Consider the following 25,059-nt stretch of genomic DNA (forward strand, 5'->3'; position numbering starts at 1 on the left):
ATGACCATGTCTCACCTACCAACGTGTTTTGTAGGAGCAGACATGGCCCAAAGTTTTGGCACATGTTTATTCTCTTGCTTATAGAAGTGAGATACTTCACTATCGAGCCAATTTCTTACAAAATTAAGCGATAAAAAGATACTGAGTCGTTTATAAGGCAGTGCATCGCCGCTAACTAAATGAGTGTCACGTGGATCAGCCATGGCCGCTATAATTCCGACAAGCTCACCTTTATCATTAAATGCGCCGCCTCCACTCATACCTTTACGGATTGGTGCATCCATAACACTTGCATTGCAATGACTAAAATAACGGCTACCAGTAAACGTAAGATCGATACGATAAAAGCCTTTACCCGTAATCGTTCTTCCCAGTACGTCGGAACCATAGGTTTTTACTGGTTCATTAACGTAAATAAGTCCGAATTTAACTGGATGCTGTAAATGGTTATCTGATTTAATGAGCGCAATATCACATTGTGGGTGATACGCCACAACCGTTGCCCAATTGCCTCTAGCGACATGCGCTGCCGTCAAACTTAATTCATCGGTTATCGGTACACTTGAACCAAACCCTTGCAGTAGCAAAGGCACCCCCATAAATTCATAGTGAATCGTTGGTGCTTGGTCTAATTTAGCAATAGATGTAGGACCATTACTCAGGACACAACCGCCTAAAACGTTAGCCAGTATACACGTAAGTATTACCCTAATTTTTCTGTAACTAATTAAAACATTGAGAGTTAATTTAACCGAAACCATGGTTAATAGCCCTAATAATATTCACCGGTATTATTAAGGAATAGAGGATACTGATTGCCACTTTTAATATATCGATCACACTCGGCCAATAATAATATAATAAAAAATCACCATTCTTATATTTAAGAAATATTCTCTTTGTCGATTGGTTATTTTCACACTAGCGCGAATTTTAAATTTGATATGGCAATTTCCTGCCACATGAATAGATACGGTGTAAATAACGAAACAATACTAAAAAATAGACAAATAAATCAATCAACTATGGTTAATTAGTGTTTGGCATATCTATTGCTTAAAGAAATAACGGCAATAACATTGTTATTTATTATGATGAAATGAGGATATGACATGATTAATCAGTTCATTCATTCTTTAAATCAATATGCTCAAGCGCGTTACAATGATGTGAAGAAAGGTTTGTATAGTGCTAGTGACGCCAATGACTTGCTTAATACCTATTCAGACAGCATGATTCAAGGAATGTGTCTTATCGGCAAGGAATATTATATCGGTCCTATTCAGCGTCAAACGAATCATTGGTCTCGTATTATATCTCCATCGGCGCAACTTCCCCATCACATTCAGTTATCGTTACATGTTTCGCCACTATTGATAAACCCCACCGTCACTCGATTAGCGACGATAAGATCCATACATATCAATCCCAGTATTGGAACGAACAAAAAATTCGCGTAAACCACTGGTGAAAAGGTTTCAGAGATTCACTTGATGCTGATTGTGTACGGTGATGCCATTTTGCCGCAGCAAAGCGGTTGTTATCCCTTGGCCGATGATTTTTGTCCCGGAAAATGCTCCGTTATACACTTGTGAACTGCCACAAGAAGGGCTTTTTTCAGTCAAAAAAGCTTGAGTGATTCCTTGTTCTAGACAAAGCTGCAAGGTCTTTTGAGCTCCTTTAACAAAAGCATCCGTAACGTCTACGCCGTCTTTACTCAGTACTTTAGCTTTACCAGCTAAAACATCACTACTCGTTCCACCCACAATTTCAGCAGGCACTCTAGGTATGGGCAAGCCACCTGCGACTTCGGGACAAAATGCGACAACGTCATACATCGATACAAGCTGTTGAAATGCATCAGACTCTTCTTTTACATCACTGCCGTCATAACGGACTTTTTGTCCCATCAAACAGGCACTAACTAATACTTTTTCCATACTCTTCACTCACTAGGTATACACTTAACGTATTAATAAGCCGTCTACAACTACTATGGCCGATAGACAACATCAAAGTGTTCCAATACGAGTAACATCTCTTCGCTCGGTTCCATACCTTGATCTTTACATTCCGCACTAAAAAAATCCCAATGTGCCTCTTTCCACCAACGTAGCGATTTGTCCCCTTCCCCTTCGGCGGCAGCAAACTCCTCGGTCACGTCACAATAGCGACAAGTAGCCACTGATGTTGTTTCTACGACACAGACAGGTTCACCATCCCAACGAGTCACCACTAATAATGCCCCAACTTGCGGACGTGGTTCACCCACTACGCTATACCAGTAGTCCATGCTGCAAGTCGCACGTTTTTCACCTTTTACAATAAGTTCAGCGCAGACGTTGGCACTCTCCTCATTAGCACAGAAATAATCCGCGGTAAATTGAGTATACTGTTGCGATTTTTCTTTAGGGATTGATGCCAAGTATTGCTCGAGCATCGTTTTGCTTCTTGAATCCATATTATTTATCTTGTTACTTTTTCTAAACATTGGGTAACAGCTAAGCGCTGATACCAATCATTAAATACCAAATCAAAATGGCGTAATTCCACGTAGCCAAAATCATAGTTTCGATAGTCGTGGCAAAGCTCTAACAGTTTTTGTTGCTCTTGCAATGGCTGATAAAAACGAACGGCAGAGCTATGAGCGGTGACTAATTTATAACGCGCATCTAAACTGCACTGTAAACCAGATTGATTAAAGGCATCTCGGAGCCTATCACGTAATTGATTCAACCCGTCTCCTTGCGGAAGACCTTGTATCACAATGCAATTTGGTGACGCGGTCACGCCACGATAGTGAATCGTGATAGGCTCAATGTCCTTAAGAACGGTACGAAATATCTCACAATATTCTTGTTGATTAATATCGATGAGCTGAAAGCCGGAATAACAAGAGATGATAGACAGAATTGTCGCATGTAATTCATTGATCGGATGGTAATATTGACGAGGTTCAATCTCTCTCACTCGCGCTTGGAACTGAGCAATTTTCTGTGCCACATCTGAACAGCCTTGATGAATATACGCCAGCGCTGTAATTCCACGTCGATCGTCTTTATCCAAATCGCACAAATACGGATCAAGCTCTATTCGATTATGATGAATAGCTTGAGTAAAATTGTCCCACATGGATTGATAAATCGACTCGATCATCTCTACTCCTTTGCTATTATGACTGCCCTAAATACGGAGTAAGAAACTCTGCCACTTCATCATGGCATACGCCTAATTCAACCTTTACACCCGCTTGTTTAAGTATTTCAATCCCTTTACCATTATTACGCTCATCAGGGTCAATCATTGCGACAACCACATGCCGAATGCCCCGTTCAACTAGGGTGTTTGCACATGACGGCGTCCTGCCAACAAAAGAACAAGGCTCTAAAGTCACATAAGCAGTAACGTTTGCCAAATCCCCTCGATAGCCATTCAAGGCTTCAATTTCTGCATGATTTCCGCCCACGCTTTGCGTATGTCCTTGCGATACTAACTGGTCATCTTTGACTAACACACATCCAACCGGTGGATTGGGTCGACAATGAGGGAGAGCTTGCTGTGATAGGGTTAAGGCTTGTTTCATCCATTTTTTATGCATAGTGGTGCCCTTAACGCTACTGACGGATTAAAAGACATAACGTTTCTTGCAAACCCGCCACATCTTCAACAATTTGGTAAGGATTTTCTTTACTTAACTCTTCTTGGCTACCGTATCCATAAAGAACACCAATCGCTGGCATATCGCTTAATGACGCACCGATAAGATCATGTTTCCGATCGCCAATCATGATCGCTTCTCCGGCCGTTTTATTAAGTATTTTCAGGGTGTACTCAATAACTTCGTGCTTGCTGGTACGCGTATTATCCAAATTGCTGCCAACGATGACATCGAAGTATTTAGCAAAATCGAAATGGTCAGCGATTTTCTCAGCGAACGGCGTAGGTTTAGAGGTAGCGATAGCGAGGGTAAGTTTATGTTGTTTAAGCGCGGCTAGAAGCTCGGGGATACCAGCATAGAGTTCATTTTCTAAGATACCGGTTTGCGAAAAGTATTCGCGATAATAGGTAATGGCTTGCAGTGCTTGTTCTTCAGAGAGACCATAAAACGCCATAAAAGACTCTTTCAATGGTGGACCAATAAACGGGATAAGTTCATCAAGATCGTTAACCTCAATATCAAACCGCTTCAAAGCATACTGCACCGATTTAGTAATTCCAACTTTGGGATCCGTTAAGGTTCCATCCAAATCAAATAACACGGTATTGAACATATTTATTCCTTCCTAACGTCTGGGTCTTGAATACCTTCTCTTTGTCGTATCAAGAACAACACACACCTTGAATCTATCACCACAAGAGTGCCTGTCCCCGTTAGGGCCTTATTTATAACAGATATTGAATAACATTCATATCTAATCTCAAATTCCGCCCAAAATATCAATTACTTAATAAACAGAGGGCCAAGAATATTCTATCTTGGCCCCTGAACAAATCTAGAGTGTGTGGCTCGTTAAGTTATAGCTGTGCGAAATAGTGTCGAATTTGCGGAATTTTCTCCCCTTTCGCTAATGCTAACTCCAGAATGATTTTAGATTTCTGCGGATTATAGAACCCAGATCCAATCGCGTTTTCATGAGTTGAAACATACCCTGTCGGAACGCGACTTGCGACCACCACAGGAATACCATCTTTCATGGCCTGTTTAATCGTATCTTGAATCCAACTTGGTGTAGAGCCATCGCCCGTCCCTGCGATCACAATGCCTTTTGCTCCATCTTTAATTGCATCTTTTAGTAGTTCACCACTTTGGTCTTGATAACTGTATAGAATCACGACCTTCGGCAAAGTTGTCACAGTAGTAATATCGAAATTAGGCTTATTGATCGGTTTGGTATCTGCATAATAAAAATACGGTTGACCACTGATAAAGCCGCCAATATATCCCTGTTCAGGCGCAGCAAATGTTTCTACTGCATGGGTATTGGTTTTTGTTACGTAATACGCAGGGCTAATGCGGTCATTCATCGCCACCATGGCTCCACGCCCTTTCGCAGCATCCACACTGGCTAACTTAACTGCATCATATAAGTTCATTGCACCGTCTGCGCTGATCGCAGTTGCGGGACGCATCGCGCCAACAATGACCACAGGTTTGTCAGAATTTACCGTCATATCAAGAAAAAAAGCGGTTTCTTCTAGGGTGTCGGTTCCGTGGGTAACGACCACACCGTGAGTCGAGGGTTTCGCGAGATCTTTATTGATCGCTTTAGTCATACTGAGCAATGTTTTCTGATTCACATCGGGTGAACCAACGTTAGAGATTTGCACACCACTCACATCCGCAAACTGCTTAATTTCAGGCACGGCTTGAATCAACTTATCCACCCCTAAGCTGCCCGCTTTGTAATCGGTACTGTCTATATTCGATTTAGATGCCCCAGCGATAGTGCCTCCCGTGGCATAAATGGTGACATGTGGCTGTTCTGCTGCCTGCACCCACGAACTTCCCATCAAGCACGCGATGGCCAAAACGACGGTTTTTATTTTCATTATCAACTCCCTTTTATTAATAACCCTTTGATTGCAATATATATACCGAGATTTTACACAGTAAAAACGTGACTTTGCCCCATAAACTATTTTGTGCATAATCAAACTTGTGCATTAACTTTAAATAGTGCACTGTGATTGTGCGGAGATGAACACTGCGATATTAACAACTGGCAGTGAAATCACGCTTTATAAGCGCGATCACAATACAGATCGAACACTGATTGCTCGATACGTTTTAATATTGACCAGGCTTATTACTTTCTGCTACAAGTCAGATGTAAATGTAATATGAGTTACACAATAGTGTGCTTGTTATCACAGAGTGTATCAGTTACCGTACGCTTATAACTCTATGGAATAAGTACGCCCATGGACATAAATCAAAAAATAAATAATGGAATACTATGAAAACCAGAACTTCCCTTTTAGTCACTAGCCTAATGCTTGGCCTTGGTATGACTGCACCGTCATACGCCAAAACACCTGATAACACGCTGGTTGTTGCGCAATCTCTTGATGACGTAACAAGCCTAGACCCTGCACAAGGTTTCGAGCTTTCATCCGTTCAGAGCTTTAACAACCTTTACCAACGTTTAGTGCAATCCGATCCTAATGATCCTACGCAGCTAAAACCAACGTTGGCCGCTTCATGGAAAGCCGACCAGCACAGTCTGATCTTCACTCTTAAAGATGGTGCGACTTTCGCTAGCGGTAACCCAGTGCGCCCAGAAGATGTCATCTTCAGTTTAGGCCGTGTGGTTAAACTCAACCTTGCACCTTCATTTATCCTGACTCAATTGGGTTGGGATGAGAAAAACGTCGACACTCACCTAACAAAAGTGTCTGATAACCAAGTCAAAGTTTCTTGGGATGTGAATGTGGGTCCTTCATTTGTACTGAGCCTACTTTCTGCTCCTGCTGCATCCATCGTTGACGAAAAAACCGTTGCAGCCAACGCTAAAGAGGGTGACTTAGGCCACGCTTGGCTCAATGCTCACTCTGCAGGTAGCGGCCCATTCAAAATTCGTAAATACGTTCCGCATCAAATCTTGATGATGGAAGCAAATACATCGTCTCCTGCGGGCGCGCCTAAGCTTAAGTACGTACTATTGAAAAACGTACCTGATGCGGCAACACGTCAATTGCTTCTTGAGCAAGGCGATGCGGATTTGGTTCGTAACCTAGGTACGGATCAATACTTCTCGCTACAAGGTAAAAAAGGCGTTAAAACCCTCAACCTGCCTTACGCGTCTCTATACTACTTGATGTTTAATGCTGACAACAAAGCCAACCCTGACATCGGTAAACAAGCATTTTGGAAAGCGGCACGTTACGCTTTTGATTACAAAGGTATTGCAGACGATTTAATGCACGGTCAGTTTGCTGTGCAACAAAACTTCCTGCCAGTTGGCTTTAATGGTGCACTTACCGATCAGCCATTTAAATATGATCCGAAGAAAGCCGCGCAGATTCTTAAAGATGCAGGCATTAAAAACCCGCACTTTAAACTTGCGGTTTCTAACCAACCACCATATCTCGATATCGCTCAAGCGCTGCAAGCAAGCTTTGCCAAAGCTGGGATTGACGTGGAGCTGATTCCTGGCGTCAGTAGCCAAATCGCAACGAATGTGAAATCACACGATTATCAAGCGACCCTAACATCTTGGGGCCCTGATTACTTCGATCCTCACACTAACGCTTCTGCGTTTGCTTACAACCCAGAAAATGGCAGTAAAACACTGGCATGGCGTGCTAACTGGCACATCCCTGAGTTGAACAAGCTAACGCTTGCTGCTCGTGCAGAAACTGATAGTCAAAAACGTACTAAGATCTATGAAGATCTACAGCGCCGCGTTCGTGAATCATCACCATATGTTGTGGGTTTACAGAACAAAAAATTGGTTGCACTGCGTGATGACATTGAAGGTTACGTGCAAGGTATTACTCCAGAAATGGTCTTCTACAAAAACGTTTCGAAATAATTTTGTATGACACAATCTAACCCATCATCCGGCGCATTGCGCCGGTTTTGGACAAGCCGCCTTCAACCTTGGTTGAGCGGCTTTTTGTCCTTTTTACTTACCCTGTGCGGACTATTAATTTTCACCTTTATATTGTCGCGCGCAGCCCCAATTGATCCAGCGTTGCAATTAGTCGGTGATCACGCCAGTGAAGCGACATACCAACAAGCTCGCCATCAACTCGGTTTAGATAAGCCACTGCCAATGCAGTTTCTTACCTATGTTGAAAAGATGGCACACGGTGACTTGGGTGTATCACAAATCACACAACAACCGGTCGTTAACGATCTCAAACAGGCCTTCCCTGCTACGATTGAATTGGCAACCGTTGCAATGTTTTTTGGCGCACTATTTGGTATTTTGCTCGCGTCACTCGCCGTCTATAAACCCGGTAGTATTCTTGATCATGCTGCTCGTTTGATCTCATTACTGGGCTATTCTGTGCCGGTGTTTTGGCTTGGCCTTTTAGGCTTGTTATTATTCTACGCCACGTTGCATTGGTCAGCAGGCCCTGGTCGATTAGATGATATTTACACCTATACCATGGAATACAACAGTGGCTTTGTACTCTTTGATGCCTTTCGTACCGGTGATCCAGAAATCATGCTCAACGCAATTGGTCACTTATGGCTGCCTGTTGCGGTATTAGCGCTGCTGTCCATGGCCTCCATTACCCGCTTGCTGCGTGCTGTTATGTTAGAAGAGAGCAACAAAGAATATGTGACTTTAGCGCTGGCGAAAGGTGCGACACGTGCGCGTATTTTGTTCTCCCATATTTTTCCCAATGTACTCGGCACTATGATCACCATTCTAGCCCTGTCGTACACCAGTTTGCTCGAAGGGGCAGTATTGACTGAAACGGTGTTCGCATGGCCAGGGTTAGGACGCTACTTAACCAGCGCCCTATTTGCTTCTGATACTGCCGCAGTATTAGGCTCAACACTGCTGATTGGTACGTGTTTTGTCACACTCAATGCTCTTGCCGATGCACTGACCCGCTGGGTTGATCCGAGGACACGCTAATGACAGCAACGACGATGAAAACTTCTTGGTGGCCGAAATGGCTAAATACCTTCAATGTTGGGCTGTTTTTGGTCGCGGTATTAGTGCTGATTGCTCTATGTGCACCGCTGCTCACTCATTATGACCCCAATATTCAAAACATTGCCCAGCGTTTACAAGCCCCCAGTGCCGAGCATCTATTTGGTACTGACCGCTTTGGCCGTGATCTCTTTGCTCGCGTGTTATATGGCTCACGCCCAACCTTGATATTAGTTTCACTGGTCATCATCATCACGGTGCCAATTGGACTATTAATTGGTATTTGTGCGGGATATTTTGGCGGTTGGACTGAACGTGTTCTAATGCGTTTAACCGACATTGTAATGTCACTACCAAGCTTGGTCATTGCACTTGCATTAGTTTCTATCTTAGGCCCTGGCCTGATGAACGGTGCTTTAGCGCTGGCATTTACCAGTTGGCCCTCATTTGCGCGTCAAGCCAGAACAGAAACTCTAGCCTTGCGCCGTAGCGACTATTTAGCCGCAGCGAAAATGCAAGGTATTGGTGGTTGGGCTTTGATCGTTGGTCATATTCTCCCACTGTGTTTGCCAAGTGCGATTGTTCGCGCCGCACTTAACTTAGGTGGCATTATTTTATCCGCCGCGGGTTTAGGTTTCCTCGGGATGGGCATTCAGCCCCCAGCGGCAGAATGGGGCTCAATGGTCGCTAGCGGCAGTCGCGTTATATTTGACCAATGGTGGGTAGCTGCAGTGCCAGGCGTTGCTATTTTGTTTGCAAGCTTTGCATTTAACCTACTTGGTGATGGCTTACGAGATAAAATGGACCCACGTCATGCAAAATAATCAGACACTGATTGATATCGATAACCTTAATATTTGCCTTGATAACGGCCATCCATTAGTCAAAGGCTTGAGCTTTTCGATGGGCAAAGAGCGTGTCGCGCTGGTTGGCGAATCAGGCTCAGGCAAATCTCTGACTGCCCGAACGTTAATGGGGCTATTGCCAAGTGCTTGTATTCCAAGTGCCAATAAACTTGAGCTGCTCGGGCAACCGATTTTATCTCTTTCACAAAAGCAATGGTGCCAACTGCGTGGCCAAGATGTTGCGATGGTACTGCAAGATCCTAAATACGCGTTGAATCCAGCACGCACCATTGGTATGCAAGTAAAAGAGCCATTGAGACTGCATAGCAAAATGGGTCGTAAAGAGCGAATCGAAAAAGTCGAATACATGCTTAATGCGGTAGGGCTACCTAACCCTAGTACATTAAGGCGCTGGTATCCTCATCAACTGTCAGGCGGTATGGGGCAACGCGTCATGCTCGCAATTGCGCTAATCAATAACCCCAAATTGCTTATCGCCGATGAACCGACGTCAGCACTCGACCATGCCATGCGTGATCAAGTGTTAGAGCTAATTTATTCATTGGTCGAAGAACGCGACATGGGATTATTGCTGATCAGCCATGATTTACAGCAAGTTGCCCAATACAGCGAACGAGTCTTAGTCATGTATCAAGGTCAGCTGTTGGATCAGTTACCCGCCAATGAGCTCGCTAACGCAACTCATCCATACACAAAAACACTCTGGTCGTGCCAACCGCATATTGATAAACGTGGCGCCCCATTGCCAGTATTAGATCGTCAAGCTTTGGAGGAACGTTATGGCAATTCTTGAGTTAAATAACGTCAGCGTTACTCACGTTCAAGGTCACAACCGTAATACTGTCGTACACGGTGTGGACTTATCCGTACAGCAAGGCGAATGCTTCGGGTTAGTCGGCCCTTCGGGCTGTGGTAAATCCTCATTATTGTGGGTATTAGCTGGCCTAAACCCACATTGGGAAGGCAGTATTAACATGCTGGATAGAGACCTAAAGCCCGGACAACTGTTCAAAGGCGATCTGCGCCGCGAAGTACAGATGGTGTTTCAGGATCCTTATGCATCACTGCACCCTAAGCATCGTCTGCGTCGCACCTTATCTGAGCCCCTTAAGAAATTGAAAGTTCAAGATATTGATGATCGTATCGAGCAAGGATTCAAGCAAGTTGGCCTAACCAGCGACATGATTGACCGCTACCCCCACCAGCTTTCTGGTGGTCAGCGCCAACGTGTTGCCATTGTTCGTGCCTTGCTACTTGAACCTAAATTATTGCTGTTGGATGAACCGACATCTGCATTGGATATGTCAGTGCAGGCAGAAATCTTAAACTTGTTGAACGACCTCAAAGACCAACACCAGCTAACCATGGTGTTAGTGAGCCACGATCCCAACACCATCGATTACATGTGTGATTCTGCGGTGATGATGAAAGCGGGTCGAATTGATCAACATCGTCGCTATTAAGCGATTATGGTTTTTTATAAAACGAAAGCAGCGCCAAATTGGCGCTGCTTTTTTCTTTCTCACAATGAGATCAACTCGCTTTTGAAATATCAAACCTTCCCGTGAGCTGATCTAATCGTGCTAACGCGTTATGCATTAATGTGGTTCGGCGAGATAACTGCAGTGATGCTTCTTGCAGTTGCAATACCGTGTGCTGTGCCTCATCAGCGGTTTGACGGTGCTCTTCCGTATTACGAGCAATCTCTTGAATGAGTCCAAATAGCCCACTCACTGATTGTTGTAACGCATCGCCTTGTTTATTTTCATCTATCACTGTTGTATTGGTTTCAACGTTCGTAATCCCCTGATGCATCGCTTCTACTGCTTGCGCAGATTGTTCACTAAGAACTTCCATTAAATTACCGATATTGGTTGCAGCATCATTGGTTTTACTGGCTAAATTGCGCACTTCATCGGCCACAACAGCAAAACCTCGACCATGTTCCCCGGCCCGAGCAGCCTCAATCGCCGCGTTAAGCGCTAGCAAATTGGTTTGTGCAGTGATTTCACTGATTAGATCAACAATACCGCCAATTTTCTCCATTTCGCTGTTTACTTCTTCCACTTTTTGTGCCGAAATTTGTACGATATCTTTAATGGCCTGTGCACTTTCACTCGCTTGTTTGAAATCTTGTTCAGCCGATTCAACCGTCGCACGCATTAACTCATTCATTTCAGTCGCAGTATCATTCGCATGCACGATTTCTTCACTCTGCTGACCAACTAACTTAAGCATGTCAGTAATTGAAGTGGCGGTAACATCACTGCTCTCTAATAGTTGCTGACTACGACGAAACATTGATTGGGAAACCTTGTTGACCTCCTTACTAGAAGTGACAAGGTCACTAATTACATTTTCCAAACTATCAATGAAACTGTTGGTCCAACGAGCCAAATCACCCGTTTCATCTTCACGAATATGTTTAACGTCTAAGCGCTGTTTAAGATTGCCATCACCTTCTGCCAGCATTTGCATCACACCGGACATATTTTGTAACTGGTTTGCCATCACCCCCGCGGTAGAAAGATAAAACCAAATAATCGTAGGCAGAGCGACAACCACATCAAGTGCAATCAGCTGCCATTCAGCCATTGGCCAAATATGATTAATGAGATTGGGGAAAAACATGGCAAAGACAATCGACAACAAAAATTTCTGAGTTAACGTCTGCCCCAAAGAGCGGTGTCGATACACTTCTTCTAAATCTGACTCACACATCATGCCCCAACGATCAAGCGATCCAGGCATGGTAAACGTGACACCTTTCCCTATGACGGGAATATGTCGGTAGTCAGAGTAGCCCGGATATTCGACATACAAATTACTGCCATTTTTGATGGTTTCTCGCACACCAGGGTGAAGCTGGCCGGTAGCAGGGTCATTAAACACTATTTCAAACTCAGTATGCTGCGCGACTTTCACTGTCCCCCATTGAGTATGAACGCCCTCTTTGAGATTTTCACCATGGGAAAAGCGATTGTCTTCAAAACGAGAACGTGACAATGCAACACCTGGCTTTATTTGGGGATTAAATACAGAGTCGACCATAAACAGATAGTTATCGCCCGATTCACTGTAAATATGCCCCGCTTCGCGTTGAATAAGATCGCCTAAAACATCATTAGGTACACGTGCACAAAGGCAGTAGCAAGCACCGGAATTAGAGTGCCTGTCCTCGTTAGAAGAGTGTCTGTCCCCATTCGTCATGGATAAAGGTTGGTAGAACATTAAGGTGACTTCGTCGTGAAACGTTGAGCTCGATGGCCCCGCATCTAACGTCCAGGGATCACAGTAAGGACCATGCAAAAAGGGGTTGGTTAGCCCACGCTGTAACGCCGTTTTTTCTTTAAGGTGTAAACCCTGATGTTGCGTGTGAGTTGAACTTAGCACCAATCCCGATTTATCAACAATCATCAGCTCTGAAAGGTCTGGTGATCGGGCAAGCAGTTGGCTTAATGCTTGATGGAATTCTGACTCATGTTTTGAGTCAAGATAAAGAGACGCATCCTCCAAAAATGACCACAAATTCTGTGACCAGTCAGTGAGTAGTCTTACGCGAGTTTCGGCAATACTTTCAAACGTTTTTTCGATAACGGGGATCCGATGGTGGTTAAACAAGCACGCTTTGTACATAGCGAATTTCCCTGTTGCGCCCCACCAAGGTAGCCAGTGTTGTTCCTGTTTAGATAATTGCATGATTTTCTTCCCTGCTTATTGTTATAACCAGAGAAATGCAATTCGTATTCCATAAATGGGACACATTTCAACTTGTTTAATATAGTACGTGATCGAACGATATTTAAGCCACAAATTGCACTAAAACAGCGCCAAAACTGCACTAAAAGCGCACTTTATCGCTAATGCCTTGAAATATTTATTAACAATTTTCACTATTATGGCACCAAATATTCTTGTTGGTGCAACTATTGCACTATTTTAATGCAATCATTATAAAGATAGACGCTGCTTATCTATCGCTGTCGTTTACCGGAGTAAACACGACCAATTGCCCAACGATATCTTCAGAGCAATGGGACCAGTACTGTTTACGAAATACCATGTCGCCGAGTAACTTGTGATGGTACTCCTTCTCTAACATATCTTTTGCCTTGATCTTGTGGTTTGACCATATTTCCTGAAATTTTGGACAATCTGCCATTAAAGAATCTAAACGTTGCTGCCATTCTTGGTCACAGATTCGGTTCACCATCGCAGCACGAATCCGCGCCGCTGAATTTTGCATACAATCTTGCAAAGAATCGGCACAATCGGCTTTTAGCCAACTCTGCCAAATCGGATTGTGAGACATTAGCCTTACCGTGTTTCGCTCTGATTGAGGAATTGCGTCGAACGTGATTCCAACCATTTGTTCAAACGCTCGATTAACCCAAAGGATATCGCGGAAGTCATTCGTCATCATGGCGGGTAGAGGCGAAAGTGCATTGATCATCTCCTTCACCTCATCAGACAACCCTTTTCTTTCCGTGGTATACGATGGCACCTCTGTGTGGCCCGACAGTTGCAACAAATACCGGGTTTCACTATCATCGCACAGCAATGACTTCGCTATATTTAATATGACTTGACGAGACACTCTCTCTGCCTTGCCTCGTTCAAGCTTTGAATACCAAACAGTGCTAATATCGGCCAGTTCCGCCACATCTTCACGTCTTAACCCAGGAGTCCTTGAGCGAGAGGGCTTAACTAAGCCTAGCGTTTCAGGAGCAATGCTGTTACGTTTTAAGCGTAGGAACTCTCCGAGACGTTCTTTGCGGGTCAAAAGTTGGGTCGTCATAACGTTATCCTGATACTCCTAGTACGAGTCTAAACAGTTTCTAGTACACCTTTAATATAAAACCGATAATAGCATCTTCAGATTAATTCCGGTGTTTTAAATGAAAACAACTTCATCAAATGCAAAAGATCTTTCAGCCGCTGGGCTGATTCTTTTAGTGGCAGGACAATTGATGCCACAAATGGATTTCTCAATCGTCAACGTTGCCTTAGATGCAATTAGCGTATCGCTTCACGCAAATAAAACTCAGCTAGGGCTGATCGTTTCTCTTTATGGACTCGCTTTCGCTATCAGCCTTGCTATGAGTGGCCGCTTGGGCGATCGATATGGACGTAAAAAATTGTTTATGTATGGCATCGCCAGTTTCGCGATTGCTTCGTTTATCTGTGGCTTAGCGCCTTCAATTTATTTACTGATAGCCGCAAGGATTTTGCAAGGCATCGCAGCAGCAATGCTAATGCCACAAATTTTGGCCACCATTCATGTTACTTTACATGGTGAGCGTCACTCTAAAGCCATCGGTATTTACGGTTCTGTTGGCGGACTTTCGTTTATTATTGGTCAAATTTTAGGTGGCTGGCTGGTGTCTGCTGATCTATTTGGTCTGGGTTGGCGCAGCGTTTTCTACATTAACCTACCTATATGCGCTGTCATTTTGTATTTTGGAAATAAATGGATCCCAGAAACAAAAGAGCAATCCAGCCTATCCCTCGACTGGTTTGGGACAACTTTGTTAGCTGTTATCGTCACGCTGATCTTAACATCTATCTCTGCTGGGCCTGATATGGGATGGAATGTTTTAATCTGGGCCATGCTACTGATTACGCTACCCTTGATGTGTTGGTTATGGAAAGTGGAAGACCTTAAAGAGCAACAAGGACGTACACCATTAATGCCACCATCATTACTAAAACGGCCTCTAGTGATACTTGGCTGTACTAGCTTGGTGCTCCAAGTCGCGTCTTATGGCGGTTATATGTTTGTGGTAGCGTTGACACTTCAATCTGGCTTTCACATGTCTTCATTTAATTCGGGAAATGCGTTTATCGGCTTGGGGATCTCTTACTTTATAGGCTCTCTTTACGCTGGCAAATTGGCCAAATTCTTTACCCGATTTAACTTTACCGGTGTGATCTTAATCGGTTCAGCGATTAACCTAGTTGGATATTGGTGGTTGTATGAGATTATTTCAGCTCATAGCAATAACTTAACCCCCTGGACGTTACTTCCTCCCATGCTAATTATTGGGGTTGGTAATGCGTTTGCCGTTAACAGCTCACTGCGCATCGGTTTATCCGATATTCCTGCGCAATTTGCCGGTGTCGGAAGTGCGTTTATGACCACCTTACAACAAACTGCTATTGCTTTAGGCACCGCAATTTGTGCAGCATTCTATATTCAAAATCTGAGTCAAGCCGATGTACTGCATTTAGGTGGATTAAAAGCTGGGTTATGGACTATCGCGTGTTTTATCTCAGTACTCTTCATCATTCATGCAATTAGAGCATGCAAAATTTTTCAACAACCTAAAACAACGCAATCCACTACACACTAGAACGCTTCACCCAGTATTCGGACCCATTGTCTCAATACTGGGTGTTCCACTCTCCGTCCAGGGCATTTCAATTACAGGGACAGGCACCGTTAATTTTGAATTGAATCGCAGCAATGCATCCAATTACTCGTTATTTTCCACAAATCCCTTTAACATGATGGCACTTCCCTCTCCTGAGAGCGCACTATGACTATCGCCAGACGACAGCAAGTGGATTTATCAATAACACCTTATTATCACTGTGTATCTCGCTGTGTTAGACGCTCTTTTCTCTGTGGCATTGATGCGGTTTCGGGTCGTTCTTACGAGCATCGACGCCAATGGTTAGAATCTCGTATTTTGAAACTGGCTCAAATCTATTGTATTGATATTTGCGCCTATGCCGTGATGAGTAATCACTACCATTTAGTTGTGCACATTAATCGCGATAAGGCATTGAATTTAAGTGAGGAAGAGGTCATTCAGCGCTGGTCAATCCAGCATTCACTCGATGAAATCATGATACGTTATAGAGACCAAAACATTGAAGATCCACAAATCAAAGAAAGGTGTCAAAAGCAAATTCATGTCTGGCGCGAAAGGCTATATTCTTTAAGCTGGATGATGCGAGAGCTCAATATGGCTATCGCACTTCAAGCGAACAAAGAAGATCAATGCACTGGACATTTTTGGGAAGGTCGCTATAAATCTCAAGCTTTGTTGGATGAGCAGGCACTGCTTGCTGCAATGACCTACGTAGATCTGAACCCCATTCGCGCTAACATCGCACACACTCCAGAAACCTCCAATCATACATCGATTAAAAAGCGTATTAATTCCTTAAGATTGAATGCCAAAACACCTACTGGTCTTGCCCCATTTCGTCGTAATGCCAATTCATCACAGCGTGGTTATTATCTACCTTTTAACTTCATTGATTATCTTGAATGGATAGACTGGTATGGAAGGCACAACCATCATTTAACCGCTCGCGGTGAAATTGACGTCAAACAACCACCTATTTTGGCTCGATTGTCGATTGCTATGCCTGACTTTATCACGACATGCGCCAACCTCGAACAGCGCGGCCGATTATGGGTAGGTTCCAGACAAACGATAGAAAAGACCAAGCACCTTATACCCCGGCAGCGATTACAAACCGTTAATTTTTAATTACCCCCATTTATCAACCAAGTCGTTTTCTTAAATATCAATATTAGTTATCTGAATTGAATAATTAGTTACTCAAGCCACTACAGCAAACGTTGTGTCGCCTGCCTTATGCATAGAGATGGTAAATTTAGGTGGAATAACCATGTCTGTCCCCGTTATGATTGGGTTTTAAAGTGCCTGTCCCTGTAAAGGAGAGTTGAATGATTATTGATGTGTTGGGATGCGGAAGTGCATTTGCTAAAGAATCGAATACCTCGGCAATTTTAGTGCAAGACCTTAATACGACTTGGCTTATTGATTGTGGCCCAACCATTCCTTGTGCAATCTGGCAACGAGATATGAATATCAATGACATCGATGTTATTTATTTTACCCATATCCATCCCGATCATTGTGCTGGGTTGCCAGCTTTGCTAGGCAACTGGAAAGCATTTAAACGCACTAAGCCGCTCACGATATTTTGTCAATCCAAACAGCAGCAAGCACTTGAATCCTTGGTAAAACTAGCAAGTTGGCCCGGCAGCAACCTACCATTTACTCTGCACTGGCAGTCAATAGAAGACCAATTTATATGGGACGAGTGGAATATAAAAACAGCCTTCACTCAACATGAAGTCTCGAATCGAGCATTAAGGATTGATAACGGGACTAATTCCCTCTTTTATAGTGGTGATGGTCGTCCAACGAAAGAAAGTCAGTTACTGATGAAAAATGTAGATATTGCATTCCAAGAATGCGCTTGTTTTGATGCGCTGCCAGAAGGCGATTCTCATGGTGATCTTCCACAATGTGTTCGTTTATGTGAACAATTAACGGTGCCTGTCCTCGTTGTTTACCACTGTTGGGATGAACATTTGGATGCGATTCGTCGCGAAGTTTCTCAACATCGCCATTTAGCAGTGAGTAGAGACGGTTGGACGATCAATTTGTCACAGCCATTATTGCCGCAACTGTGAGATCAAATAAGGATCGATTTACAATGTAAAACGATCCTTCGTGAAATTAATTTTAAATACTTAACTTTTTGTTTTAATTAATAAACCAATTCTTTTTTTACTTTAAATTTGGCCACTAATTCTTTCAATGAATTGGCTTGAACCGATAAATCTTCACTGGCTTGAGCGGTTTCTTGTGTACTCAGCAACACATTACCGCCCGATTCACGAATACCTTCTAAATTCATACTGATTTCGTTAGACGTAACCGATTGCTCTTCACTGGCAGCGGCTACTTGTAAATTCGCCTCAGACAACTCTGCAATCGCAGAGGCAATCACAATAAATTCGGCTTTCGTCTCTTCAATCTTCGTCGACGTTTGCATTATCACATCATCGCTACCAGCAATAATCGCTGCCGCATTTTGGGTATTTCCAACCAATTTATTGACCAGATCTGAAATTTCTTGTGTCGCTTTTTGGCTTCTGGATGCTAAGTTGCGTACTTCATCAGCCACCACAGCAAAACCACGGCCTTGTTCTCCCGCGCGAGCGGCTTCGATTGACGCGTTTAATGCCAATAAATTGGTTTGCTCAGAGATTCCATCGACTTCCTGAATAAAATTCTGAATTTTTTCGGTACTACCTTGCAAGACGCCAATAATGTCTTGGCACAACCGGCCTTGTTCAATCAATTTGTTAGAGAGTGCCTGCGTCGTTTCTGCGGTTTCACAGCCATGTTGAGCACTGCTGTTGACTCTATCCGTCGATGCAGCTGCCCCCTCTGCATTGCTCGCAACTTCGGTGATGGTCGTCGACATTTGTGTCATCGCAGCAGCTACCATCTCAGTATTTTGCTGTTGCTGACTCATTGCCTGACGATTTATTTCTGCTACTTCGGCCAACTCCACCACCGTTGCTGCGATATTATCAGCACGACTGACGACTTCACTCACTATACGGCTTAAGGCATGACATACGTGATTCATACTAGTAAGCAATTGCCCCACTTCATCCTTGCTATCAACCGTTATATGCTGGTCAAAATTGCCTTTTGCCATCTCTTCAGCGACTTCTTTTGCGCTTGTAACACCTTTCACAATCGCACGGCTAACGATAATCCCTACCAATAACCCAAAAATGGCTGAGCAACTAGAAATGATAACCATATTGGTTAACGCTTCATGCTCTTCATTTTCAGTCACGATCACAGCGGCTTCTGTCGCCCTTTCTAAACGCAGTAAAAACTGTTCCAATTCATGATCGAGCTGGTCTTGTTTGGTTTCTAAATTTGCAGCGCTATCAGCTAACTCGCCATGTTTTTCACCGTCACTCAAGATATCAAGCATGGAAAACATCGAAATCTCATACTCTTTATGATGTTTGATGATCACATCGAGTTCTTTGTCTAACTGAATTAGCCTATCGCGAATATTTTGTGTGAAAGCATGGGAGATGGACTGCTCCAACAGCTGTTTGGCAACCATCACTTTTTCATCGAAATAGAGCGCATTTTGTTTTATTTGTTGGCTATATTTCTTCATCTGAGACGTGGTGTCTTGTGATTTAATATCACTGATTCTAAGGATCTTCTCGAGCATAATAGCTCCCTGAAGCTGTTTGACCGTGATATCACTAGCCAACTTCACTAAAGGGATATTTTCTTTCGCTATGGCATCAATTTCTGTGGCGACACGGCTCATTTTATAAATGGCATAAGCAGATGTAGCAGCGACCAAGGCCAACAATATTATCACTAACCCAAGAAGCTTCTTGGTGATAGACAAATTTCTATACCACTGCATGTATCAATCCTTAGAATAGCCGTTAATTTCTGAGCTAATCATAGGCAAATTGCATATAAATCCCCTACCTCTAATGGATATATCTGCCGTTCGTTCATTCATTTATCTACTCTGAGTAACATTTCTTTGCCATCAGCAATAGTGAATTGCATAAAAACATTATTCGACGCACATCTCTTTTTTCAGTGATAAAAGAAAATTTTCTTCAATCGCGAGATTTGCCGCTTAAGGCATGCGTCATTCCTGACGGTAAGTGATTGAAGACGAATAGATAGCGGCAACGTTAGAGCGTCAAATTTGATAAGATAACGACCTGTCCATCGCATTAAGACGTTATTCTATGACCATTGAAAAATTTGATTCTATCTATCAACGTGCCTGCGAACGTAAAGGTAGCCAAAGCGCATTAGAATCCTTATTACGTCACCCACTGACTAAAGAACAAATTGCTCAAATTCCTGATAACCGCTGGTTAGCCGCTTTTACTATGAAAGTATTTCAAAGTGGTATCCAATGGAAAGTTGTTGCCGATAAGTGGCCTAATTTTGAACAACTGTTTTTCCAGTTCCGTTTAGAGCCTCTGCTAATGCAACCCGATGAAGCTTGGGAAGAAAAAGCACAAAATCCAGGTATTATTCGCTACTTGCCTAAAGTCATGACCATCCCAGCGAATGCTCAGATGATTTTTGACATTCGTTTGGATCACGGATCATTTGGGAAATGGGTTGCCCAGTTTCCACAAGAGCGCATTGTCGACCTTTGGTTGCATCTGAAAAAACACGGTAAGCGCCTCGGTGGTAATACTGGGCCGTATGCATTACGGCAATTAGGAGTAGACACATTTCTACTGACCCACGATATAGAAGCCTATCTGAGAGCCACAAAGGTCATTGATGGTGGTAAAGACACCAAACGCACTCTGTACGCCACTAACGATGCCTTTAACCAATGGCATGAAGAATCTGGCCGTAGCTTTACCGAAATCAGCCAAATCATTGCTTATTCAACCGGTGATAACCGTGTTTAAGCTCATCGAACATGCACTGTTTGATGTTGCCATCAAATGAACGACGAAAAAAGCCCAAATCACTGAGGATTTGGGCTGAGAGGAAAATCCCTTTCTCAATCGGGGTAGAGGAAGGGATTAAGTTTTACTGCCGTTGTGGAGCAATTACAGTAAATTTACACAATCTTGAGCAATGACTAACTCTTCATTAGTTGGAATCACTAATGCAATCGCACCAAGCATTTCAGACGCAGCAATTTGACCTGAAGCACCAAAGCGAGCATCTTCATTACCTTTTTGATCTTCAACAAAGCCAAATACTTTTAAGTATTCAAGAACAGCGTGACGTACAGGTAATGAGTTTTCACCGATACCACCAGTGAAGACAATCGCGTCTAAATCACCAATTGAAACTAGGTAAGAACCAATGTATTTCGCTACACGGTATGTAAATACGTCAAAAGCAAGTTGCGCTGCTTCGTCGCCTGCTTCACACGCTTCTAAAATGCCGCGCATGTCGCTTGTTGTACCAGAAATACCTAACAAGCCAGATTTTTTATTTAACGTGGTAAAGACTTTTTCTTGATCCCAACCTTTACGCATTAAGAATTCAATAACACTTGGATCTAAATCACCACAGCGAGTACCCATAGCAAGGCCAGCAAGCGGAGTTAAGCCCATGCTGGTATCAACACTTTCACCGTTTTTAACCGCAGTGATGGATGCACCATTACCTAAGTGAACAGTAATGATATTGCACTCTGTCGCTGGTTTATCTAACACTTTTGCCGCTTCACGACTTACAAAATAGTGGCTAGTACCATGTGCGCCGTAACGACGAACTTTGTATTCGTCATACACTTCGTGAGGAACTGCATACATGTATGCTTTCGCAGGCATTGTTTGGTGGAAAGCTGTATCGAAAATAGCGAACTGAGGGAGTGATGGGAACACTTCCATTGCTGCGCGAATACCCGCTGCATTGGCTTTGTTATGAAGAGGAGCAAGCTCAGCAAGACGCTCAATTTCTGCTACCACTTCTTCATCAACACGAACAGTGCCTTTAAACGCTTCGCCACCAGCAACAACACGGTGACCAACAGCAACGAACTGTTCACTCAAACCAATAGAATCTAGCAATTTAACAATACGTTCAAACGCATACTGATGATGATCGCCACCAGCTGGGATCTCTTCTTTTGTTTTCTCGCCTTGGTATTTCCAGCTAATGTTTGCTTCTGGCAAACCGAAGCATTCACCGAGGCCACTAACGACTGCATCACCGCTTTCTGGATCAATGACAGCAAATTTTAGCGAAGAGCTACCAGAGTTGATGACCAACACGTAAGAATTCGACATGGTGCTATATCCTGTATCTGAGTATGGTTTTGAAGCTAAGCGCTTCTCCGTTTTGTAGTCCCCATTATTCAATAATTTTTGAATCTTTCAACTTTGTTTTAATTTTTTCTGCAATTCATTTGTTTTTTTCTTGATCTCTGACAAGAAATGAATTTTTTCTCGGCCCAAATTTAAACATTCATTAATCAACCACACACATAAAAAATTCACCACGATGGTTAAATCGTGGTGAATTATTGTGTGAGTAAATAATTAAATTGAATGGGATTCATTCATCATGTGTAATATAAACACATCCTTTTACCATCCTGCTCAATGACTTTAAATGGCGTTTCATAAATATCGCTTAACACCGATTCTTGAATCACCTCATTGACCGCACCATTTGCCACCACTTTTCCGCGCTTTAATGCGATAATCGAATCGGAATAACAAGAAGCAAAATTAATATCGTGAATAACAATAACCACAGATTTATTCCACTCATGTGCAAGTTTTCGAATTGTCGCCATGATCTTCAAAGAGTGTTTAATATCTAAGTTATTAAGTGGCTCATCTAAAAAAATATAATCGGTATCTTGGGCCATTACCATCGCAATAAAAGCCATTTGTCGTTGACCACCGCTCAATTCATCTAAGTATTTATGTTCAATATCTTTGATGCCTAAATATTCGATAGACTGGTCGATGACTTTTTCATCTTCTGCCGTCAGTTTACCTTGTGAATGAGGGAAACGGCCAAAAGAGACTAATTCGCGGATAGTAAAACGCATGGTAATCGTGTTTGCCTGACGCAAAACAGAGAGACGCTTAGCGAGTTCTTTCGTATCCCAATCAACTAATGGCTTACTATCAATCCATACATCACCTTCATCGCGAGCAATTAAGCGACTCGCCATGGATAACAATGTACTTTTACCAGCCCCATTGGGGCCAATAATCGACGTCACTTTGCCCTTTTCAAACTCAGCACTCGCCTTATCAACAACAGTATGTTGGCCAAATAATTTTGTGAGTTTCTGTAATTGAATCATGCTTAAACCACTTTGTTACGAATCAGTAGCGTTAAAAAGTAGACGCCACCAATGAAATTAATGACAACACTGATTGTTGTGCCAAAATTAAATACTTTTTCTACCACCCATTGACCGGACAATAACGCACATACCGACATGGCTGAACAGGCGAATAATAACGTACGGTGGCGGAAAGTATTAAACCATTCACGCGTTAAATTGGTAACCAATAAACCGAAAAACATAATTGGCCCAACCAGCGCTGTCGATATCGAAATTAAAATGGCACTCAATAACAATACATTTCTGGTTGTTTTTCGTACATCGACTCCTAGCCCAATAGCATTATCCTGATCAAGCCAAAACACATCGAGCGTTCTATGCATTCGAAATAATAAAAAGGCGACAACAATTAATAATGGTGCAGTTAAATACACTAGGTCGACATTAATATTGTTGAAACTTGCAAACATATTTGACTGCAAGGTAGCAAAATCGTTAGGGTCCATTAACATTGTCAAGAATGAAGCCACATTGCCAAATAAAGCCCCGAGAATCACACCAAGCAATAATAACACCATCAAATTTCGCTGCTGACCACGAAAATAAAAAGCAAACAACAAAAATGAAAAGCCGAGCATAACGACCATGGCAATCGTAAAATTCGCATAAGCGTTGACGGAGTAAAAACTCATTCCACCAAATAGCACTACCACCAATACTTGGGTCAGCATATACAAGGAGTCAAACCCCATAATGCTCGGCGTTAAAATCCGGTTATTGGTAATGGTTTGGAACGTTAACGAAGACTGAGCAATCGCAATGCCGGCTAAAGTCATGGCGATGACCTTAGGCGCTCTACGTGACAAAAAGTAATGGTAGTTGTCTGCATTTAGACCGATACAGATAAACAGTGCCGCAAATACTAACGAGACAACAACTAATATAACCAGCTTGGTTCTATCCTGCATGCTTTTGACCTCGCAGGATTAAGGTAATAAAGGCAATACCGCCTAGAATGCTAATAATCATTGAAATAGGTACTTCATACGGGAAAATAATCACTCGACCCACTAAATCACACGCTAGCACTAGTAACGCACCGCAGGCTGCGCTGATGGGAATATTACGCCGCAAGTTGTCTCCACAAAAACTGCTCACTAAGTTAGGGACGATCAAGCCCAAAAATGGCAATTGACCCACAATCATGACCACGGTTGCCGACATCATGGACACCAAACAGACGCCAATCACCAACACTTGCTGATAATTCAAACCCAAATTGACCGCAAAATCTTTGCCCATACCAACAGCAGAGATTCGAGCGGCGTACAAATAGCTAAAAATCGCAATGGGTATGGCGATATAGAGCAGCTCATAATCTCCCTGCAGCAAATTAGCAAAGTTCGCTACCCCCCAGCCCATCAGGTTTTGTACCGCATCGTATTTATAAGCAATGAATGTTGCGGCTGAAGAGACCACATTACCAAAAATGATACCCACTAATGGTACGAAAATGGCGTTTTTAAATTGAATACGATTGATAAACTGAACAAAGACCAACGTGCCAGCCATTGAAACCAAAAAGATCAGCCAGATGTTGTTACCATCACCAAATATCACCAAACTCAGCACATAGCCCAGCATGGCACACTCAATCGTGCCGGATGTGGATGGCGCAGCAAAACGGTTTTGACTGACCTGCTGCATAATAAGTCCTGCAATGCTTAAACCTGCACCAGAAAGCAAAATCGCGATTAAGCGCGGAACACGGCTCGTCACAAAAAGCTGCCATGCTAATGAATCACCAGCCATGAGCGCAGAAAAGGAAACGTCACCAACGCCGACGAAGAGAGACGCGATACTAAGCAAGATTAATGCGGATAATAGCTTTTTCACACAAAACCTCTATCGAGCTATTACAACAAGGCCCACCGATTGAAGTGGGCCTA

At 43.1% G+C, this 25,059-nt stretch carries 24 protein-coding genes; 10 read left to right on the top strand and 14 right to left on the bottom strand.

Going from position 1 to position 25,059, the window contains the following annotated elements; translation table 11 throughout:
* Positions 1–11: 11 nt before the first annotated feature.
* Positions 12–761 carry a S1 family peptidase gene (locus I1A42_RS19960; RefSeq protein WP_161155521.1) on the bottom strand — a complete coding sequence of 250 codons (750 nt, stop codon included), beginning with the start codon at positions 759–761 and terminating at the stop codon, positions 12–14.
* A gap of 351 nt (positions 762–1,112) precedes the next feature.
* Between I1A42_RS19960 and I1A42_RS19965 the strand changes: the two genes are divergently transcribed.
* On the top strand, positions 1,113–1,460 hold the full coding sequence (locus I1A42_RS19965; RefSeq protein WP_161155519.1) for a hypothetical protein: 348 nt from the start codon (positions 1,113–1,115) through the stop codon (positions 1,458–1,460).
* A gap of 18 nt (positions 1,461–1,478) precedes the next feature.
* Here the strand turns inward: I1A42_RS19965 and I1A42_RS19970 are convergent, their stop codons facing one another.
* From I1A42_RS19970 to I1A42_RS19995, 6 genes are all read right to left on the bottom strand, one after another.
* A complete protein-coding gene (locus I1A42_RS19970) occupies positions 1,479–1,940 on the bottom strand; it encodes a DUF523 domain-containing protein (protein ID WP_161155517.1) in 462 nt (153 codons plus the stop codon).
* 53 nt (positions 1,941–1,993) lie between these two features.
* The gene (locus I1A42_RS19975; protein WP_161155515.1) at positions 1,994–2,461 is read right to left on the bottom strand and encodes an ASCH domain-containing protein; all 468 of its coding nucleotides are present in this window, start codon (positions 2,459–2,461) and stop codon (positions 1,994–1,996) included.
* A gap of 5 nt (positions 2,462–2,466) precedes the next feature.
* Positions 2,467–3,156: a 2'-5' RNA ligase family protein gene (locus tag I1A42_RS19980; RefSeq protein WP_196124651.1), complete on the bottom strand. Its 690-nt coding sequence runs from the start codon at positions 3,154–3,156 to the stop codon at positions 2,467–2,469.
* A 16-nt stretch (positions 3,157–3,172) separates the two neighbouring features.
* The gene (locus I1A42_RS19985; RefSeq protein ID WP_196124652.1) at positions 3,173–3,598 is read right to left on the bottom strand and encodes a bifunctional diaminohydroxyphosphoribosylaminopyrimidine deaminase/5-amino-6-(5-phosphoribosylamino)uracil reductase RibD; all 426 of its coding nucleotides are present in this window, start codon (positions 3,596–3,598) and stop codon (positions 3,173–3,175) included.
* Positions 3,599–3,614: 16 nt separating this feature from the next.
* A complete protein-coding gene (locus I1A42_RS19990; RefSeq protein ID WP_161155511.1) occupies positions 3,615–4,271 on the bottom strand; it encodes an HAD family hydrolase in 657 nt (218 codons plus the stop codon).
* 244 nt (positions 4,272–4,515) lie between these two features.
* Entirely contained in the window at positions 4,516–5,550 is a 1,035-nt protein-coding gene (locus I1A42_RS19995) for an asparaginase (RefSeq protein ID WP_196124653.1), read from the bottom strand.
* Positions 5,551–5,957: 407 nt separating this feature from the next.
* Here I1A42_RS19995 and I1A42_RS20000 point away from each other — a divergent pair, with 407 nt between their 5' ends.
* From I1A42_RS20000 to I1A42_RS20020, 5 genes are read left to right on the top strand one after another with little or no spacing between them, the layout of a single operon-like run.
* Positions 5,958–7,535: an ABC transporter substrate-binding protein gene (locus I1A42_RS20000; protein ID WP_196124654.1), complete on the top strand. Its 1,578-nt coding sequence runs from the start codon at positions 5,958–5,960 to the stop codon at positions 7,533–7,535.
* A gap of 6 nt (positions 7,536–7,541) precedes the next feature.
* Positions 7,542–8,597, top strand: coding sequence for an ABC transporter permease (locus I1A42_RS20005; protein ID WP_196124655.1), 1,056 nt, complete (start codon positions 7,542–7,544; stop codon positions 8,595–8,597).
* Positions 8,597–9,439, top strand: coding sequence for an ABC transporter permease (locus I1A42_RS20010; RefSeq protein WP_196124656.1), 843 nt, complete (start codon positions 8,597–8,599; stop codon positions 9,437–9,439). Before I1A42_RS20005 ends, I1A42_RS20010 begins: the two co-directional genes overlap by 1 nt.
* Positions 9,429–10,274 carry an ABC transporter ATP-binding protein gene (locus tag I1A42_RS20015; protein ID WP_196124657.1) on the top strand — a complete coding sequence of 282 codons (846 nt, stop codon included), beginning with the start codon at positions 9,429–9,431 and terminating at the stop codon, positions 10,272–10,274. The genes I1A42_RS20010 and I1A42_RS20015 overlap by 11 nt, the downstream gene beginning before the upstream one ends.
* Positions 10,261–10,944 carry an ABC transporter ATP-binding protein gene (locus tag I1A42_RS20020; RefSeq protein WP_202436430.1) on the top strand — a complete coding sequence of 228 codons (684 nt, stop codon included), beginning with the start codon at positions 10,261–10,263 and terminating at the stop codon, positions 10,942–10,944. Before I1A42_RS20015 ends, I1A42_RS20020 begins: the two co-directional genes overlap by 14 nt.
* Before the next feature lie 70 nt (positions 10,945–11,014).
* On the opposite strand, the gene I1A42_RS20025 is transcribed toward I1A42_RS20020, so the two are convergent.
* Together I1A42_RS20025 and I1A42_RS20030 are read right to left on the bottom strand one after the other, a co-directional pair.
* Positions 11,015–13,180, bottom strand: a complete 2,166-nt coding sequence (locus tag I1A42_RS20025; protein WP_196124658.1) for a methyl-accepting chemotaxis protein — start codon at positions 13,178–13,180, stop codon at positions 11,015–11,017.
* A gap of 271 nt (positions 13,181–13,451) precedes the next feature.
* Positions 13,452–14,279: a helix-turn-helix transcriptional regulator gene (locus tag I1A42_RS20030; RefSeq protein ID WP_196124659.1), complete on the bottom strand. Its 828-nt coding sequence runs from the start codon at positions 14,277–14,279 to the stop codon at positions 13,452–13,454.
* Positions 14,280–14,379: 100 nt separating this feature from the next.
* On the opposite strand from I1A42_RS20030, the gene I1A42_RS20035 reads away from it, so the two are divergent.
* The 3 genes from I1A42_RS20035 to I1A42_RS20045 all read left to right on the top strand — a co-directional run bounded on the left by I1A42_RS20035 (position 14,380) and on the right by I1A42_RS20045 (position 17,942).
* A complete protein-coding gene (locus I1A42_RS20035) occupies positions 14,380–15,834 on the top strand; it encodes an MFS transporter (protein WP_196124660.1) in 1,455 nt (484 codons plus the stop codon).
* Between the two features lie 186 nt (positions 15,835–16,020).
* The gene (locus tag I1A42_RS20040) at positions 16,021–16,986 is read left to right on the top strand and encodes a transposase (RefSeq protein WP_196124661.1); all 966 of its coding nucleotides are present in this window, start codon (positions 16,021–16,023) and stop codon (positions 16,984–16,986) included.
* A gap of 200 nt (positions 16,987–17,186) precedes the next feature.
* Complete coding sequence (locus I1A42_RS20045; RefSeq protein WP_196124662.1) at positions 17,187–17,942, top strand: MBL fold metallo-hydrolase; 756 nt, start codon at positions 17,187–17,189, stop codon at positions 17,940–17,942.
* A gap of 77 nt (positions 17,943–18,019) precedes the next feature.
* Here I1A42_RS20045 and I1A42_RS20050 read toward each other — a convergent pair whose 3' ends face one another.
* Positions 18,020–19,726 carry a methyl-accepting chemotaxis protein gene (locus I1A42_RS20050; RefSeq protein ID WP_196124663.1) on the bottom strand — a complete coding sequence of 569 codons (1,707 nt, stop codon included), beginning with the start codon at positions 19,724–19,726 and terminating at the stop codon, positions 18,020–18,022.
* Between the two features lie 340 nt (positions 19,727–20,066).
* Between I1A42_RS20050 and I1A42_RS20055 the strand changes: the two genes are divergently transcribed.
* Positions 20,067–20,753, top strand: a complete 687-nt coding sequence (locus tag I1A42_RS20055) for a DNA-3-methyladenine glycosylase I (RefSeq protein ID WP_196124664.1) — start codon at positions 20,067–20,069, stop codon at positions 20,751–20,753.
* A 144-nt stretch (positions 20,754–20,897) separates the two neighbouring features.
* Here the strand turns inward: I1A42_RS20055 and I1A42_RS20060 are convergent, their stop codons facing one another.
* The 4 genes from I1A42_RS20060 to vctD form a co-directional block, all read right to left on the bottom strand.
* On the bottom strand, positions 20,898–22,091 hold the full coding sequence (locus I1A42_RS20060; RefSeq protein WP_161155487.1) for an acetate/propionate family kinase: 1,194 nt from the start codon (positions 22,089–22,091) through the stop codon (positions 20,898–20,900).
* Between the two features lie 275 nt (positions 22,092–22,366).
* The gene (gene vctC, locus I1A42_RS20065) at positions 22,367–23,125 is read right to left on the bottom strand and encodes an iron chelate ABC transporter ATP-binding protein VctC (protein ID WP_161155485.1); all 759 of its coding nucleotides are present in this window, start codon (positions 23,123–23,125) and stop codon (positions 22,367–22,369) included.
* Between the two features lie 2 nt (positions 23,126–23,127).
* Positions 23,128–24,078 (bottom strand): iron chelate uptake ABC transporter permease subunit VctG, encoded by a 951-nt coding sequence (gene vctG / locus I1A42_RS20070; RefSeq protein ID WP_161155483.1) that lies wholly within the window; start codon positions 24,076–24,078, stop codon positions 23,128–23,130.
* Complete coding sequence (gene vctD, locus I1A42_RS20075) at positions 24,068–25,006, bottom strand: iron chelate uptake ABC transporter permease subunit VctD (protein ID WP_161155481.1); 939 nt, start codon at positions 25,004–25,006, stop codon at positions 24,068–24,070. The genes vctG and vctD overlap by 11 nt, the downstream gene beginning before the upstream one ends.
* Positions 25,007–25,059 lie beyond the last annotated feature (53 nt).

The sequence above is a fragment of the Vibrio nitrifigilis genome, assembly GCF_015686695.1.
GTDB classification, from domain to species: domain Bacteria; phylum Pseudomonadota; class Gammaproteobacteria; order Enterobacterales; family Vibrionaceae; genus Vibrio; species Vibrio nitrifigilis.